The sequence below is a fragment of the Streptomyces sp. NBC_01428 genome, assembly GCF_036231965.1.
In the GTDB taxonomy this organism is placed as follows: Bacteria; Actinomycetota; Actinomycetes; order Streptomycetales; family Streptomycetaceae; genus Streptomyces.
Genome location: NZ_CP109499.1, coordinates 2,749,952 through 2,763,831 on the forward strand (window position 1 = coordinate 2,749,952; position 13,880 = coordinate 2,763,831).

At 72.6% G+C, this 13,880-nt stretch carries 15 protein-coding genes; 5 read left to right on the forward strand and 10 right to left on the reverse strand.

What is annotated here, in order from left to right; translation table 11 throughout:
* Window positions 1-117: 117 nt before the first annotated feature.
* From dapF to miaA, 3 genes are all read right to left on the reverse strand, one after another.
* Window positions 118-987: a diaminopimelate epimerase gene (gene dapF, locus OG406_RS11805; protein WP_329185645.1), complete on the reverse strand. Its 870-nt coding sequence runs from the start codon at window positions 985-987 to the stop codon at window positions 118-120.
* A 49-nt stretch (window positions 988-1,036) separates the two neighbouring features.
* Window positions 1,037-1,576, reverse strand: coding sequence for a hypothetical protein (locus OG406_RS11810; RefSeq protein WP_164375291.1), 540 nt, complete (start codon window positions 1,574-1,576; stop codon window positions 1,037-1,039).
* A 107-nt stretch (window positions 1,577-1,683) separates the two neighbouring features.
* Complete coding sequence (gene miaA, locus OG406_RS11815; RefSeq protein ID WP_326842210.1) at window positions 1,684-2,622, reverse strand: tRNA (adenosine(37)-N6)-dimethylallyltransferase MiaA; 939 nt, start codon at window positions 2,620-2,622, stop codon at window positions 1,684-1,686.
* Between the two features lie 181 nt (window positions 2,623-2,803).
* Here miaA and OG406_RS11820 point away from each other — a divergent pair, with 181 nt between their 5' ends.
* Window positions 2,804-3,058 (forward strand): hypothetical protein, encoded by a 255-nt coding sequence (locus OG406_RS11820; protein ID WP_164375232.1) that lies wholly within the window; start codon window positions 2,804-2,806, stop codon window positions 3,056-3,058.
* A 23-nt stretch (window positions 3,059-3,081) separates the two neighbouring features.
* Window positions 3,082-3,345 carry an antitoxin gene (locus OG406_RS11825; RefSeq protein WP_266852096.1) on the forward strand — a complete coding sequence of 88 codons (264 nt, stop codon included), beginning with the start codon at window positions 3,082-3,084 and terminating at the stop codon, window positions 3,343-3,345.
* A gap of 112 nt (window positions 3,346-3,457) precedes the next feature.
* Here OG406_RS11825 and OG406_RS11830 read toward each other — a convergent pair whose 3' ends face one another.
* The 3 genes from OG406_RS11830 to OG406_RS11840 form a co-directional block, all read right to left on the reverse strand.
* Window positions 3,458-4,186: a class III extradiol dioxygenase subunit B-like domain-containing protein gene (locus tag OG406_RS11830; protein WP_329185647.1), complete on the reverse strand. Its 729-nt coding sequence runs from the start codon at window positions 4,184-4,186 to the stop codon at window positions 3,458-3,460.
* A gap of 135 nt (window positions 4,187-4,321) precedes the next feature.
* Complete coding sequence (miaB, locus tag OG406_RS11835; RefSeq protein WP_203661647.1) at window positions 4,322-5,854, reverse strand: tRNA (N6-isopentenyl adenosine(37)-C2)-methylthiotransferase MiaB; 1,533 nt, start codon at window positions 5,852-5,854, stop codon at window positions 4,322-4,324.
* Between the two features lie 176 nt (window positions 5,855-6,030).
* Window positions 6,031-6,891, reverse strand: a complete 861-nt coding sequence (locus OG406_RS11840) for an NAD(P)H-binding protein (RefSeq protein WP_329185650.1) — start codon at window positions 6,889-6,891, stop codon at window positions 6,031-6,033.
* A 103-nt stretch (window positions 6,892-6,994) separates the two neighbouring features.
* Between OG406_RS11840 and OG406_RS11845 the strand changes: the two genes are divergently transcribed.
* Window positions 6,995-7,747, forward strand: coding sequence for a TetR/AcrR family transcriptional regulator (locus OG406_RS11845; RefSeq protein WP_326842213.1), 753 nt, complete (start codon window positions 6,995-6,997; stop codon window positions 7,745-7,747).
* Window positions 7,748-7,802: 55 nt separating this feature from the next.
* On the opposite strand, the gene OG406_RS11850 is transcribed toward OG406_RS11845, so the two are convergent.
* Together OG406_RS11850 and OG406_RS11855 are read right to left on the reverse strand one after the other, a co-directional pair.
* Window positions 7,803-8,678 carry an alpha/beta fold hydrolase gene (locus OG406_RS11850; protein WP_329185652.1) on the reverse strand — a complete coding sequence of 292 codons (876 nt, stop codon included), beginning with the start codon at window positions 8,676-8,678 and terminating at the stop codon, window positions 7,803-7,805.
* A 254-nt stretch (window positions 8,679-8,932) separates the two neighbouring features.
* The gene (locus OG406_RS11855) at window positions 8,933-9,475 is read right to left on the reverse strand and encodes a MazG nucleotide pyrophosphohydrolase domain-containing protein (protein ID WP_443067073.1); all 543 of its coding nucleotides are present in this window, start codon (window positions 9,473-9,475) and stop codon (window positions 8,933-8,935) included.
* An 84-nt stretch (window positions 9,476-9,559) separates the two neighbouring features.
* On the opposite strand from OG406_RS11855, the gene OG406_RS11860 reads away from it, so the two are divergent.
* The gene (locus OG406_RS11860; protein ID WP_329185654.1) at window positions 9,560-10,558 is read left to right on the forward strand and encodes a TAXI family TRAP transporter solute-binding subunit; all 999 of its coding nucleotides are present in this window, start codon (window positions 9,560-9,562) and stop codon (window positions 10,556-10,558) included.
* A gap of 25 nt (window positions 10,559-10,583) precedes the next feature.
* Here OG406_RS11860 and OG406_RS11865 read toward each other — a convergent pair whose 3' ends face one another.
* Both OG406_RS11865 and OG406_RS11870 read right to left on the reverse strand, forming a co-directional pair.
* On the reverse strand, window positions 10,584-11,996 hold the full coding sequence (locus OG406_RS11865) for a sensor histidine kinase (protein WP_164375240.1): 1,413 nt from the start codon (window positions 11,994-11,996) through the stop codon (window positions 10,584-10,586).
* An 8-nt stretch (window positions 11,997-12,004) separates the two neighbouring features.
* Complete coding sequence (locus OG406_RS11870; protein WP_081219773.1) at window positions 12,005-12,691, reverse strand: response regulator transcription factor; 687 nt, start codon at window positions 12,689-12,691, stop codon at window positions 12,005-12,007.
* A gap of 318 nt (window positions 12,692-13,009) precedes the next feature.
* On the opposite strand from OG406_RS11870, the gene OG406_RS11875 reads away from it, so the two are divergent.
* Window positions 13,010-13,786, forward strand: a complete 777-nt coding sequence (locus tag OG406_RS11875) for an amino acid ABC transporter ATP-binding protein (RefSeq protein ID WP_081219772.1) — start codon at window positions 13,010-13,012, stop codon at window positions 13,784-13,786.
* Window positions 13,787-13,880: the final 94 nt, after the last annotated feature.

A 13,880-nucleotide genomic window follows, 5' to 3' on the forward strand; every position in this document is an offset into this window, starting at 1 on the left:
GGGTTTACAGTTTCGAACTTCTGAAAGGGGCGGCACGGACGTACGGCCGAAGGCGGTACGACGGGTTTCCCCGTGACCGCCGGGACCGCTCGGCACCCGGACGGCCCCTCGGGCCGATCAGCCCAGGGAACCGGCCAGCCAGTCGGCGTCGATCTCGCCCTCGGCGACGATCACCGCGGGGCCCGTCATCTCGATCTCGCCGTCGGCCCGCTCGGTGATGACCAGACGGCCGCCGGGGACGTCGACGGTGTACGTCGCGGGGGTGCCGGTGACGGCCGGGTCGGCGCCGTCACGGCGGGCCGCGGCGACGGCCACGGCACAGGCGCCGGTGCCGCACGAGCGGGTCTCGCCCGAGCCGCGTTCGTGGACCCGCAGGGCCACGTGGCCCGGACCCCGGTCGACCACGAACTCGACGTTGACCCCGTCCGGGTACACCGAGGCGGGCGTGAACGGCGGCGGTGCGTAGAGGTCGCCGGCGTCGGCGAGGTCGTCCACGAAGGCGACGGCGTGCGGGTTGCCCATGTTCACGTTGCGCGCGGGCCAGCTGCGCTCTCCGACGGCGACCGTGACCTTCGCCTCGGGGAGGAGGGCCCTGCCCATGCCGACGGTGACGTCACCGTTCTTGGCGAGGTGCACGGTCTTCACGCCTCCGCGCGTGGCGACCGTGATGTCGCCCTCGGCCACGTGTCCGGCGCGCTGGAGATAGCGGGCGAACACGCGCACTCCGTTGCCGCACATCTCGGCGACCGAGCCGTCGCCGTTGCGGTAGTCCATGAACCACTCGGCGTCGGCGGCCATGGCCCGGGCCTCCGGGTGGGCCGCGGAGCGCACGACGTGCAGCAGACCGTCGCCGCCGATGCCCGCACGGCGGTCGCACAGGGCGGCGACAGCGGCCGGCGGGAGGTCGATGACGTTCTCCGGGTCGGGGACGATCACGAAGTCGTTCTCGGTCCCGTGCCCCTTGAGGAAGGCGATCCGCGTGCTCATTCCTCGATCGTACGGGGTCGGGTCCGGGCGTCGCGGTCCGGCGCCGGGGTCAGCGCAGTCGCGCCACGCGCCACACGGCGAGCACCGCCACCGCGGCGACGACCACGACGTACGCGATCACGACGCGCCAGTCGGGGCGGCGGCCGGAGCCGCGCGCGGGGAAGCCGGGCAGGGCGTAGCCGACGCGGCGGGCGGCCATCATGCCCCAGCCGGCGGCGCACGAGCAGATCAGCAGGCCGAGCATGGCGACCACGGCACCGCCGTCACCGAACTCGAAGGCCAGCGGGAAGGCGAACATCAGGGATCCGGTGGCCGCCAGCGCGACGATGGGGGCGAGCTGCCAGATGCGCAGACGGCGCTGCGGGCGCAGTTCGACCTCGACCTCGGGCTCGGGAGACATCGCACCGGGTTCGGGTCCGTCGTCGATCACCCCGGCCGGGGTGTCGTCGGGTCCGTCCGAGCTGAGGGGTTCCCCGCCCAGCTCGGGCTCGACGCCGCGATCGGCGTCCGGGTCGATGCTCAGACCGTCTCCGTCCGGAACGGCACCGTGCTCGGTGCCTCGTGCAGTGTCGCGAGGGCCGGCCTCCATCGCCACGCGCCCTCCCAACTCGGACTTCACTGGTCGATCGAAGCTCGATGATGGCACGCCACCGGAGGCCCCGATGACGGCCGGAGCGTCCCGATGCCATGACGTGATCAGGCTGTGACCGGTCGCTCCACCAACGCCAGTGCGAGCTCGGGAAGTTCTGTGAGATCCGCCGCAGCCCCACTGAGCCAATGCACCCGCGGGTCGCGCCGGAACCATGAATCCTGACGGCGCGCGAAGCGTTTGGTGGCACGGACGGTCTCCGCGCGCGCCTCGTCCTCGGTGCACTCCCCGGCGAGCGCCGCGAGCACCTGCTGGTATCCGAGCGCGCGTGCCGCCGTGCGCCCCGCGCGCAGGCCGCGCGCCTCCAGGGTGCGCACCTCGTCGACGAGCCCGGCGTCCCACATCCGGTCGACCCTGCGGGCGATGCGCTCGTCCAGCTCGGGGCGCGCCACGTCGACGCCGATCTGCACGGTGTCGTACACGGAGTCGTGGCCGGGCAGGTTGGCGGTGAAGGGCTTGCCGGTGATCTCGATGACTTCGAGGGCGCGGACGATGCGGCGGCCGTTGCTGGGCAGGATCGCGTGGGCGGCCCCGGGGTCCGCCATGGCGAGCCGGGCGTGCAGGGCGCCGGAACCGCGCAGGGTCAGCTCCTCCTCCAGGCGGGCGCGCACCTCGGGGTCGGTGCCGGGGAACTCCAGGTTGTCGACGGCGCCTCGCACGTACAGTCCGGAGCCGCCCACCAGGACCGGCCAGCGGCCCTCGGCGAGCAGGGCGTCGATACGGGCGCGAGCGAGGCGCTGGTACTCGGCGACGCTGGCCGTGACCGTCACGTCCCAGATGTCGAGCAGATGGTGGGGGACTCCGCCGCGTTCCTCCTCCGTCAGCTTGGCGGTGCCGATATCCATCCCTCGGTACAACTGCATGGAGTCGGCGTTGACGACTTCGCCGCCGAGGCTCTTGGCGAGGAAAACGCCCAGATCGGACTTTCCTGCCGCGGTCGGTCCGACGACGGCGATGACCCGGGGGGCGGGGGGTGCGCTGCTCACGGTCCCAGTCTCGCAAACCCGGCGCCTCTCCCCTAACGAGCTACGTGACGGGCCCGGTCCGGGTTCGTTGCCTGTTGCGAGGTTCCAGCCGCCGGTGTCGGGAGCCGGTGACCCGGGCGACGCAATCGGACGCACCGGGCAACGCGGAATTTCGCCCTCACGAGTAACGTATGGAGTGGATATGGGCGTATTTGCACGGCTTCTCCGGAGGTCGAAGGCGACGGAGGAGGCGTCGGCCGCCGAGGCGCAGGCCCCCGCAGGGCCGGCCGGCACCGAGGCGGAGGTGGCGGTGGACGCGAAGGGTTCGTCCGGGACCGAGGGCGGGGCGACGGCGGGAACCGCCGAGGCCGGCACCACGGAGGACGTCGACATCCCGAGGCAGCAGACCGCCGACCAGGCCGCCGACAACGAAGCCGGTGAGAGCGCCCACAGGTAACTGCCCGCGAGGGAAGGCGAACCATGGGTCTGATGGACCATCTGAAAGCCAAGCTGGAGCCTGCCAAGGACAAGGTCTCGGGGCTCGCGCAGCAGCACGGGCACAAGGTCAACGACGGCCTGGAGAAGGCCGCCAGGATCGTGGACGAGAAGACCAAGCACAAGTACAGCGGCACGATCCGGACGGGCACCGGCAAGGCGAAGGACGCCATGGACCGCCTGGCGGCGAAGGAGGGCGACGGGCCGGCGACACCGCCGGACATGCCGACGCCGCCTCAGGCACCCTGATCGGCGCGGACATCGGCGGACGGCCGCGAAGCCCCGTGCTTCCGGCCGTCCGCCGTTTGCGGGGACGGCTTCGCCCGGCGAGTCCCGGCGCCGTCCACGAACCCGGCGCGACCTAGGACCAGGCCGCCACGATGTATCCGACGCCGTAGGGCGCCTCGTCGTAGAGCAGGGCCCCGGCCAGACCCGCGCCCTCCGCGGCGCCCGCGAGGACCTGCCAGGGGGCACGCCCGGCGACCTTCAACTCCTGGGCCAGTTCGGCGTCCAGTGCCTTGAGCGCGTCGACGTCCGCCGTTCCGAGGGCGCGGGCGGCCTCCGCGTCGAAGCCCGCCGCGCGTTCGTCGAGATAGCCCGGCGCCTTCAGCGTCCGGCACGCGCTGGCGTCGCCCATCACGAGCAGCGCCACCCGCTCGGCTCGGGCGGCGAGCTGCGCGCCCGTCCGAACGCACCGCCCGGCTTCCAGGGGTTCTCCTACGCCGAGTCCCTCGACGGGGGCGTCGGACCAGCCGGTGCGCTCCAGCAGCCAGGCGGCGACGGCGAGCGAGGCCGGGAGCCGGGGCTCCGCGGTGTCGGCGCCGGCGTCGGCCGCGCTCTCCCGGCCGAGACGGACGGCAAGGTCGACCCCGAAGTCGGCGAAGGAGCCGCGCGTTCCCTCGGTGTGCGGTCCGCGGGCGCTCTGCTCGGCGGGGCCGACGACGACCAGCAGGTCGGGCCGGGACGCGGCGAGCAGGCCCAGCGCGTCCGTGCACGCCGCACGCGCAGCGTCCAGTTCGGGTGCCGCGCCGGCGGCGACATCGGGGACGAGCAGCGGGGGGCAGGGGCAGACTGCGGCGGCTACAAGCATGATCCGCAGCGTAACGCCGACACCCGGCGGCCGCCCGGGGCCCGACGCGTGACCGGGCTCCACCCGACCGGGCAACGCCCGCAACACCGGGGGCTCGTGGCGGGCGCCCCGTCGCCGGAGCCCCGCCGGACCCGGCTAGTCGCAGCCGCAGCCGCTGCCCGCGCCCGCGGCGACCGGCAGGGGCTCGGGGGCGCCGATCTTCGGCAGGCCGAGCATGACGCCCGCCGGCTTGGCGGCCGCGGCGGCGTTGCGCTTCTCCCATGCGTCCCCCGCGCGCGTGCGCCGCACGTCCAGCACGGCGCCCTCGGCGAGGAGGTGGTGCGGGGCGGCGTACGTGATCTCGACGGTGACCACGTCGCCGGGGCGGACCTCCGTCTCGGGCTTGGTGAAGTGGACCAGGCGGTTGTCGGGGGCGCGGCCGGAGAGCCGGTGGGTGGCGCCGTCCTTGCGGCCCTCGCCCTCGGCGACCATCAGCTCCAGCGTGCGGCCGACCTGCTTCTTGTTCTCGTCCCAGGAGATCTCCTCCTGGAGCGCGACGAGACGCTCGTAGCGCGCCTGGACGACCTCCTTGGGGATCTGCCCCTCCATGGTGGCCGCCGGGGTGCCGGGGCGCTTGGAGTACTGGAAGGTGAAGGCCTGCGAGAAGCGGGCCTCGCGGACGGCGTGGAGGGTCTGCTCGAAGTCCTCCTCCGTCTCGCCGGGGAAGCCCACGATGATGTCGGTGGTGATCGCCGCGTGCGGGATGGCGGCCCGGACCTTGTCGATGATCCCGAGGAAGCGCTCCTGGCGGTAGGAACGGCGCATGGCCTTCAGGACCGTGTCGGAGCCGGACTGCATCGGCATGTGCAGCTGCGGCATCGCGTTCGGCGTCTCGGCCATGGCGGCGATCACGTCGTCGGTGAAGTCGCGCGGGTGGGGCGAGGTGAAGCGGACGCGCTCCAGGCCCTCGATCCTTCCGCAGGCGCGCAGCAGCTTGCTGAAGGCCTCGCGGTCGCCGATGTCGCTGCCGTACGCGTTGACGTTCTGCCCGAGGAGCGTGATCTCGGAGACGCCCTCGTCGACCAGGGCCTCGATCTCGGCGAGGATGTCGCCGGTCCTGCGGTCCTTCTCCTTGCCGCGCAGCGCCGGGACGATGCAGAAGGTGCAGGTGTTGTTGCAGCCGACGGAGATCGACACCCAGGCCGCGTACGCGCTCTCGCGGCGGGTCGGCAGGGTGGAGGGGAACGCCTCCAGGGACTCGGCGATCTCGATCTGCGCCTCCTCCTGGACGCGGGCGCGCTCCAGCAGGACCGGCAGCTTGCCGATGTTGTGCGTACCGAAGACGACGTCCACCCAGGGCGCCTTCTTGACGATGGTGTCGCGGTCCTTCTGGGCGAGGCAGCCGCCGACGGCGATCTGCATGCCGGGACGCTTGGTCTTCATCGGGGCGAGGCGGCCGAGGTTGCCGTAGAGCTTGTTGTCGGCGTTCTCGCGGACGGCGCAGGTGTTGAAGACGACGACGTCCGCGTCGCCGTCCGAGCCCGCGGGGGCCCGCACGTAACCGGCGTCCTCCAGGAGCCCGGAGAGCCGCTCGGAGTCATGGACGTTCATCTGACACCCGTAGGTGCGCACTTCGTACGTCTTGGATTCCTGAACGTCCACTGCCTGACTCCGGTCGCCGCTGCTCATGTGACAAGGGTAGGCGGTTGCCGGAGTGGGTCAGGACGCAGGCGCCCCACGGCCGGGACCGCGCACGGGCGGGGTGGGGAACGGGCGGCCGCCGGTCCGGCCGCGGCCCGCGCTCCGGGCCGTGCCGCGCCCGGTCGCGGCCGGGCCGTGACCGTGCCGTGCGGGGCCTGCGGGGGTCATGCGGTGACGGACCGCAGGACGTCCTCCACCGGTACCGTCGGCCGGCCCAGGAGCCGGGCGAGCGCGGGGTCCGCGGGGGCGAACGCGCCCCGGCGGCTCGCGGCGAACAGTCCGACGAGGAGGTCGGCCGCCGCTTCGGGGACGCCGTGGCCGACCAGACCGGCCCGGTAGTCCGCGTCCGAGACGACGACCCGGCGGATCGTGCGGCCCGAGATCCGCGAGGCGATCTCCGCGAGGCCCGCCATGTCGACGGTCTCCTCGGCGGTCAGCGCCGGGGTGAGCCCGTCGAGCTCGTCCGTCTCGCCGACGAGGGCGAGCGCCGCCGCCTCGGCGAGGTCGGTGTGGGCGGTCCAGGCGACGGGCCCGTCCTCGGGGGCACGCAGTTCTCCCGTCTCGACGGCCGCCCCGAGCAGCATCGCGGCGGAGGTGGCGTAGAAGCCGTTGCGCAGGGAGGTGAAGGGGATCCCGGACCGCTGGAGGTCCCGCTCCGTCGCGGCGTGGTCGGGCATGGGCGGGAACGGCGACGAGGGGTCGGCTCCCATGTGGCTCGTGTAGAGGACACGCTCCGCTCCGGCCGCGGCGGCCGCCTCGATGGCGGTGCGGTGCCCCTTTACGGCGGTGTCGCCGACGGCGTCGGCGGAGACGACGAGGACCTTGGTGGCGTCCTCGAAGGCGTGGAGGAGGCTCGCGGCGTCCGTGAAGTCGCCGCGGCGCACCCGGACGCCACGCTCCGCGAAGGCCCGGGCCCGCTCCGGTTCGCGCACGCTGACGCCGATCTCCTGGGCGGGGACGCGGTCCAGCAGCTTCTCGACGACGAGTCGGCCGAGCTGCCCGTTGGCTCCGGTGACGACGATCATGACGATCCTCTTTCTGTACCTGTTCCATGTTTCCAGCGATAACATTTCGAAGGTACCACCGGAAACGGAAGACCGCTAACACTGCTCCGTTACCATCGGAAGCATGGCCACGGAGAGCACGGAGAGCACGGAGAGCACGGAGAGCATCGACGTCACCGCGGTGGAGGCGCCGGAAGGGCCGCGCGGGCGCATCGTCGCGGCGGCCGCGCGTCTGCTGGCCGAGGGCGGTCCGGACGCGGTGTCGACGCGGGCCGTGAGCGCCGCCGCGGGGGTCCAGCCGCCGACCATCTACCGGCTCTTCGGCGACAAGGAGGGCCTGCTCGACGCGGTCGCCGCGCACGGCTTCACCGCCTACGTGACCAGCAAGTCAGCTCTCGCCTCGACCGGCGACCCGGTGGAGGACCTGCGCCGCGGCTGGGATCTGCACATCGGCCTCGGGCTCGCGAACCCCGCGCTCTTCACGCTGATGTACGGCCGCTACCGCCCGGGCACGACCTCGCCGGCGGCCGCCGCGGCCTTCGAGGTGCTCGCCGGGCACATCCGTCGCGTGGCCGAGGCGGGCCGGCTCGCCGTCCCCGAGGAGCGTGCCGTCGCCCTGGTCCACGCGGCAGGCTCCGGTACGACGCTCACGCTCATCGCCACGCCCGAGGAGCGCCGCGACCCCGAACTCTCCCGGACCGCCCGCGAGGCCGTCCTCGCGGCGATCACCACGGACGCGCCGGCCGACGCCGCGCCCGAGCCGGTCACCGCCGCGGTCACGCTGCGGGCGGTCCTCCCCCGGACCGACGCCCTGACCGCACCGGAGCGCGGGCTCATGGAGGAGTGGCTGGACCGGATCGCCGGGTCCTCCGGCTGACCGCCGGCCGCCCGCAGGCCCGTCGCCCGCAGGCCCGTCGCCCGCCGATCCGGCGTCAGGCGAGGCCGGTGAACCGTTCCGCCACCGTCTTCGCGGCGGCGCCCAGCAGGATCGTGTAGTGGTTGGAGTCCTCGACCAGTTCGGCGGGCAGGTCCACCGAACCGCCGGTCCAGCGCTCGATCACGGTGGCGGGCAGCATCGGCGGTTCCTGGCCGAGCAGCCCGAGCGGCGCGTGCAGCAGCAGCGCGGGGACGGAGAGCCGCTCCAGGTCCGCCGCGAAGCGGTCCCCGGAGGCCAGCAGATCCCGCCCGTCCTGCCGTACGGCCCCCTCGCGCGCCTTCGACCGGCGGGCACCCTCGGGACCCGTGAGGTCGTAGCGGACGTACGCCTCGACGTCGGCGTTCCAGTCCGGGCCCAGCGCCGGATGGGCGCGGAAGAAGTCGACGTAGTCCTGGTCGGTCTCGTACGTGCGGCCGAGGCGCACTATCGCGGGCCCGAGCGTCACGTCGAGGATGCCGTCGAGATCGGCGCCGGGCGGCACCGGCAGGGGCAGCCCTCCGTCGACGAGCAGGAGCCGGTCGAACAGTTCGGGGCTGCGCGCGGCGGCGAGCAGCGCGACGTACGCGCCCATCGAGTGCCCGGCCAGCGCGACCGGGGCGCCGGCGCCGAGGCCTTCCGCCAGCCGGCACAGGTCGCCGGCGTGCCGGTCGAGGCCGTACGGGCCCGGGGTGTCGGTGCTGCCGCCGCGTCCCCGCAGGTCGGGCGCGAACAGGCTCCACTCGTCCGAGAGGTGGCGGGCGAGGGCGCCGAACGCCATGCCGGACGCGGTGATGCCGTGGGCGGCGAGCGCGGTGCGCGGCCCGTCACCGAACCGCAGGACCCGCAGGGTTCCGCCCTCGACGGGCAGATCGAGTTCGGCCGGCTCGTCCATACGCTCCCCCTGCTCGTCCCGGGCGGTCCGGCGACCTCGCCGGGCGGTTCGCTCAGCGACGTCGCACGGCGCCGCTCCGCGAAGTTAACAAGCGGGTCCGAGGCCGTGGAAGGGGTATGCGCGTACGTCTGGGCCCCGTGCGAGACGCGCCCTCGGGGTCGACTCGGCCCCGGACGGCCTCCAGGCCGCAGGAACCGCCACGGTTCCCGGCACGCCCGGAGCGCCACGCACGGCCCCGTCCGAACGGCACACCCCTAGGCGTCCGGCGCGCTCCATCCCTGGCGGCGCAGGACCTCGGCGACGTCCGGGGCCCGGTAGTGCGCCCCCTTGAGGACCTTGCCGTCGGCCCGGCGGGCCACCTGGCCGTCGGGGCCGATCTTCGTCATGTTGGCCCGGTGGATCTCGGCGATCACCGCTTCGAGGTCGATCCCGTGGACGAGGGCCGTGCCGTACGCCACGTACACGACGTCGGCGAGTTCGTGCGCCAGCCGGTCGAGCGGACCCTCGACCGAGACCTCCGCCACTTCCGCGGCCTCCTCGGCCAGCAGTTCCCCGCGGTGCGCGGCCAGCCCCGGCGAGACCTCGGTCGGGACGCTGCCGGTGTGCAGGCCGAACGCCCGGTGGAACTCCCGGACCAGCGAGGCCGGGGAAGGGGAGCCGGGTGAGAGGGCTGCGGGCGAAGGGACGGCGACCGGATCGCCGACGGCCGAGGTGCCCCGCGCAGCCTCCGGAGACGCCGTCGGGGAAGCCGCTCGAGCTGTGGGAGAAGGGACCTGCGACGGGAAGGACGGCTGCATGGGCCGAGCCTATCGATCCGCAGGATCCGGTCCCGTCCGTCCCGGCCTGGTCAGGACCGCCCTCGGGCTGGCAGGATCGCGCGCATGTTCCAGGCACTCCCCCGCATCGGCCGACGCCGCGCGCTGTTCGGCTCGACGGCCGTCCTCGCGGTCGTCGGGCTGCTGCTGTGGTGGCTGCTGCCGTTCGGCGAGGAGTCCCCGCACGGGACGATCACCTTCAGCGCGGGCACCCCGACCGGGGTCTACCAGAAGTACGGCACGCTCCTGCAGGGAGCCATGGCCAAGGACATGCCCGATGTCGACGTCAGGCTGCTGAACAGCGACGGGTCGCAGGAGAACATCCGGCGCGTGGCCACCGGCCAGGCCGACTTCAGCATCGCGGCGGCCGACGCCGTGGAGACGTACATCCTGCAGAACAAGCCGGGCTCGGGCCGGCTGCGCGGCTGCTCGCGGCTGTACGACGACTACGTGCACCTGGTGGTGCGGCGCTCGTCGTCCATACGGTCGGTGGCGGATCTGAAGGGCAGGAAGGTCGCCGTCGGTCCGAGCGGTTCCGGGGTACGGCTGATCGCGAACCACGTGCTCCAGGCGGCGGGGCTGGACGCCGACAGCGACATCGAGCCTCTCGACAACGGCATCAAGGACATGCCGGAGATGCTCAAGGACCACAAGATCGACGCCTTCTTCTGGTCCGGTGGCCTCCCGACGAGCGCCGTCCTCGAACTCTCCGAGGCCGACGACATCCGTCTGGTGCCGATCGGCAGCGACCTCGTCAAGAAGCTGCACGAGCAGGGCGGGGCCTCGCGCTACTACCGGGCCGCGGTGATGCCCGCCGACGCCTATCCGAAGGCACAGCGCGGCGCGGCCGTGCAGACGCTGGCCGTGGCCAACTTCCTGATCACACGGGACGACGCGGACGCGAACCTGACCGAGGAACTCACGCGCACGGTGATCGCCAGCCGCGACCGCATCGGCCAGAAGGTGCACGCGGCCCAGCTCGTGGACCTGCGTACCGCGATCTACACGGATCCGCTGCCCCTGCACGAGGGCGCGCGGCGCTACTACCGGTCGATCAAGCCGTAGCCGGGCCGCATCGGACGTACGCCGCTCAGGTCACGCGCCCGGGTTCCGACCTCGGCACCGTCACCGTCACGCGCAGGCCGTGCGGCTCCTGGTGGTCGTACGCGATGGAGCCGCCGCCCGCCTCCAGGAGGGCCCGCGAGATGGAGAGGCCGAGGCCCGAGCCCTTGACGTTCTGATGGACGGCGCTGCGCCAGAAGCGGTCGCCGATGCGTGTCAGGTCCTCGTCCGTGAGGCCGGGGCCGCAGTCGGTCACCACGACGGTCGACGTCTGGCCGTTGGACTCGACCGTCACCTCGACGCATCCGTCCTCGGGTGTGAACTTCACCGCGTTGTCGATCACCGCGTCCAAGGCGCTCGACAGCGTGACCGGGTCGGCCCAGGCGGTGACGGCCGGGCAGGCTCCCACCAGCCGTACCCCCCGGCTCTCGGCGACCGGCTGCCAGGAGGCGACCCGCTCGGCGGTCAGCGCGCCGATGTCCGTGAGGCGCACGTCGGCCTCGGCGTGCTCGGCGAGGGCCAGGTCGAGCAGATCGTCCAGGACCTGGGCCAGGCGCTTGCCCTCGGTGCGGACGGAGGCGATCTCCTCGTTGCCCTCGGGCAGTTCGAGGGCGAGCAGCTCGATGCGCAGCAGCAGTGCGGAGAGCGGGTTGCGCAGCTGGTGCGAGGCGTCGGCGACGAAGGCGCGCTGCTGCTCCAGCACGTCCTCGACGTTGTCGGCCATCTCGTTGAACGACCGGGCCAGGCGCTGGAGTTCCGGTGGTCCGCCGGCCGCCGCGACCCGGGACTTGAGGCGCCCGGTCGCGATGTCGTGCGTGGTGGCGTCGAGAACGCGTACGGGGCGCAGCACCCAGCCGGTCAGCCGCAGCGCGGCGCCGACCGCGAGGAGCATCGCGGCGATCTCGCCCGCTCCGATGATCAGCCAGCCGTGCAGGGTCGCGGACCGCATCTGCCCGGTGGGCGAGTCGGTGACGACGACGGCGATGACGTCGCCGTCCTTGATGACCGGGGAGGCGACGACGAGCCGGTGGCGCTGCCAGGGCCAGACCTGCTCGGGGTCGTGGCTGCGACGGCTGACCAGCGCCTCGTTGAAGGCGTCGCGGGCCACCCCCGTCCGGGGCAGACCCCAGTCGTCCGGGGCGTTGGCCATGGGCCTCAGGTTGCGGTAGAAGACGCCGGCGCGGATGCCGTACACCTCGTAGTAGCGGGCCAGCTCGGTGCGCAGCGTCTCGGCGCGTTCGTCGGGGAAGCCGCCCTGGGTGCCGCTCGGCGGTTCGGTGACGTACTGGGCGAGGGCGGAGAAACGCGCGGTGTCGTCGATGCGGTCGACGACGACGCGCTGCTGCCGGGCGGCCGCGACGCTGACGGCCAGCGGAACGCCGAGGGCGAGCAGGACGGCCGCCATCAGGACGATGAGCAGCGGGAGGAGACGCGTGCGCACCGTGCCCGCTACCCGGCCGGGGCGACGAGCCGGTACCCGACGCCGCGCACGGTCTCGATCAGCGCCGGCATGCGCAGCTTGGAGCGCAGCGAGGCGACGTGCACCTCCAGGGTGCGTCCGGTCCCCTCCCAGCTGGTGCGCCACACCTCGCTGATGATCTGCTCGCGGCGGAACACGACACCGGGGCGCTGGGCGAGGAGCGCGAGCAGGTCGAACTCCTTGCGGGTCAGCTGGACGGTGGTGCCGCCGACGGTGACCTGCCGGTTGGGCAGCTCGATGCGGACGGGCCCGAGGAGCAGGGCGGCCTCACCGGGGGTCGCGGCGTCGTCGTGGGCGGTGCGCCGCGCGACGGCGTGGATGCGGGCCAGCAGTTCCCCGGTGTCGTACGGCTTCACCACGTAGTCGTCGGCGCCGAGGTTGAGGCCGTGGATACGGGAGCGCACGTCCGCGCGCGCGGTGACCATGATCACCGGGGTGGCGGTCCGTTTGCGGATCTTGCCGCAGACCTCGTAACCGTCCTGGTCGGGCAGCCCGAGGTCGAGGAGGACGACCCCGAAGCCGTCGCTCTCCGGGACGAGGGCCTGCAGGGCCTCCTCGCCGCTGCGGGCGTGGGTGACGTCGAAGCCGTGCCGTGCGAGCACGGCGGACAGGGCCGCGGCGACGTGGTTGTCGTCCTCGACGAGCAGCAGTCTCATTCCGGCCCCCTCCGGTTCATCGGTCGTACGGTCTCGGCGCGTGCAATGGCGTACGGTCGCGGCGCGTGCCCTGTGGAACGGTGCACGCACGCGTGCGCCAACAAGGAAGTCACGCCGATGGACAAGGACGGCGTCAAGGGCCTTCGGGTTGCCTGCGGCTTCCGTTACCCAGCCGGTACGCGCCTTCGCGCCGGCCATTACGACACGTGTCCGATTGCTACCGGATCGTGATGCTCAAGTTCCCCTCAGATGTAATGACGCTGGTCGTGCGGGGTCACTACTGTCCTCCGAAACCGAGGAGGACGGAGCCCCAAAGCGATGACCGAAGTATCGGTGGCCAAGGACGACCTGGCCGGGACCGACGAACTGGTCGTCCTGAAGAGCGTCAACAAGCACTTCGGCGCGTTGCACGTACTCCAGGACATCGACCTGACGATCACACGGGGTGAGGTCGTCGTGGTCATCGGACCGTCCGGGTCCGGGAAGTCCACACTCTGCCGCACGATCAACCGCCTGGAGACCATCGATTCGGGTGACATCTCGATCGACGGCAAGCCGCTGCCCCAGGAGGGCAAGGGGCTCGCGCGGCTCCGGGCCGACGTGGGGATGGTCTTCCAGTCCTTCAACCTCTTCGCGCACAAGACCGTGCTCGAGAACGTGATGCTGGGCCAGACCAAGGTCCGCAAGACCGACAAGAAGGCGGCGGAGGAGAAGGCCCGGGCGCTCCTCGACCGCGTCGGCGTCGGCACGCAGGCCGACAAGTACCCGGCGCAGCTGTCGGGCGGCCAGCAGCAGCGCGTCGCGATCGCGCGGGCACTGGCGATGGACCCGAAGGTCATGCTCTTCGACGAGCCGACCTCGGCGCTGGACCCCGAGATGATCAATGAGGTCCTGGAGGTCATGCAGCAGCTCGCCCGCGACGGCATGACCATGATCGTCGTCACCCACGAGATGGGTTTCGCCCGTTCGGCCGCCAACCGTGTCGTGTTCATGGCCGACGGCCGCATCGTCGAAGAGGCGGTGCCGGACCAGTTCTTCAGCAACCCGCGCAGCGACCGTGCCAAGGACTTCCTGTCGAAGATCCTGCACCACTGACCACCCCGGCGTCCCTGACGTCCCTCCTCGCGCGCGGGGCTCCGAGCGCGCGAACCGCCCTTCGACGGCCCGTACTTCTTTCTCCACGCAAAGG

Excerpts from the sequence above, each read along its gene's own strand:
- OG406_RS11845 (WP_326842213.1), top strand. The coding sequence starts at position 6,995 with ATGGCCACGGAGAGCACGGAGAGCACGGAGAGCACGGAGAGCATCGAC.
- OG406_RS11855 (WP_443067073.1), bottom strand. The coding sequence starts at position 9,475 with ATGCAGCCGTCCTTCCCGTCGCAGGTCCCTTCTCCCACAGCTCGAGCG.
- OG406_RS11825 (WP_266852096.1), top strand. The coding sequence starts at position 3,082 with ATGGGTCTGATGGACCATCTGAAAGCCAAGCTGGAGCCTGCCAAGGAC.
- dapF (WP_329185645.1), bottom strand. The coding sequence starts at position 987 with ATGAGCACGCGGATCGCCTTCCTCAAGGGGCACGGGACCGAGAACGAC.
- OG406_RS11850 (WP_329185652.1), bottom strand. The coding sequence starts at position 8,678 with ATGGACGAGCCGGCCGAACTCGATCTGCCCGTCGAGGGCGGAACCCTG.
- OG406_RS11870 (WP_081219773.1), bottom strand. The coding sequence starts at position 12,691 with ATGAGACTGCTGCTCGTCGAGGACGACAACCACGTCGCCGCGGCCCTG.
- OG406_RS11840 (WP_329185650.1), bottom strand. The coding sequence starts at position 6,891 with ATGATCGTCGTCACCGGAGCCAACGGGCAGCTCGGCCGACTCGTCGTC.
- OG406_RS11830 (WP_329185647.1), bottom strand. The coding sequence starts at position 4,186 with ATGCTTGTAGCCGCCGCAGTCTGCCCCTGCCCCCCGCTGCTCGTCCCC.
- OG406_RS11875 (WP_081219772.1), top strand. The coding sequence starts at position 13,010 with ATGACCGAAGTATCGGTGGCCAAGGACGACCTGGCCGGGACCGACGAA.
- miaB (WP_203661647.1), bottom strand. The coding sequence starts at position 5,854 with ATGAGCAGCGGCGACCGGAGTCAGGCAGTGGACGTTCAGGAATCCAAG.
- OG406_RS11820 (WP_164375232.1), top strand. The coding sequence starts at position 2,804 with ATGGGCGTATTTGCACGGCTTCTCCGGAGGTCGAAGGCGACGGAGGAG.
- OG406_RS11860 (WP_329185654.1), top strand. The coding sequence starts at position 9,560 with ATGTTCCAGGCACTCCCCCGCATCGGCCGACGCCGCGCGCTGTTCGGC.
- OG406_RS11810 (WP_164375291.1), bottom strand. The coding sequence starts at position 1,576 with ATGGAGGCCGGCCCTCGCGACACTGCACGAGGCACCGAGCACGGTGCC.